The organism is Neisseria sp. P0021.S007 (assembly GCF_051956855.1).
Genome location: NZ_JBQCXA010000766.1, coordinates 1 through 605, shown reverse-complemented (window position 1 = coordinate 605; position 605 = coordinate 1). Strand labels below are relative to the sequence as shown.

The 605-nt window shown below is 53.1% G+C and carries 1 protein-coding gene; it reads right to left on the bottom strand.

Going from position 1 to position 605, the window contains the following annotated elements; all coding sequences use genetic code 11:
* Window positions 1–112: 112 nt before the first annotated feature.
* The coding region (locus tag ACTHUR_RS15850; protein WP_440399616.1) for a 3-oxoacyl-[acyl-carrier-protein] synthase III C-terminal domain-containing protein at window positions 113–605 on the bottom strand (493 nt) is incomplete at its 5' end.

Genomic DNA, 605 nt, shown 5'->3' with positions numbered 1-605 from the left:
GCCAACCGTTGCTGGTGGCCGCTTCGTAGTGGCCGTTGCGGGTGCCGTAGATGACTTTGCGGTGGCCGTGGTAGCTGGCGCTGTTGTCTTGAGGGATGTCGTCAATTTTCATTCAGACGGCCTTTACTGCTTCCAAAAGCATAAAACATGTTGAAAAACGGCCGCTTTCCGGAACGTAACACAGGATTTTTTGGCCGTGTTCGATGGGGAAAGTGCGCATAAATTCTTCAAGGATGATGTAAATCGAGGCCGAACCCGTGTTGCCCTTACTGTGCAGATTGGTAAACCATTTTTCCTGCGGAATGTCGAAGCCGATGTTTTTCAGGCCGTCTGAAAGGCGGTCGCGGAAAAAGCCGGAAGAGTAGTGGGGCAGGAACCAATCGATTTCTTCGGCGCGGATGCCGTGTTTGGCGGCAATTTGGGAGAGGGGTTTTTCCACTGTATAGCGGACGATGTTTTCATTCAGCAGTTTGACGTCCTGCTTGACCGCCATCAGGCTGTGGTGGCGGCCGTAATCGGCATCGGCGTGTTTCCAGCCTTCAAATACGCCGTCGCGGAATTCTGCACCTGCATACATGCAGGGCGGAATTTCGTTGGCGTAGGAA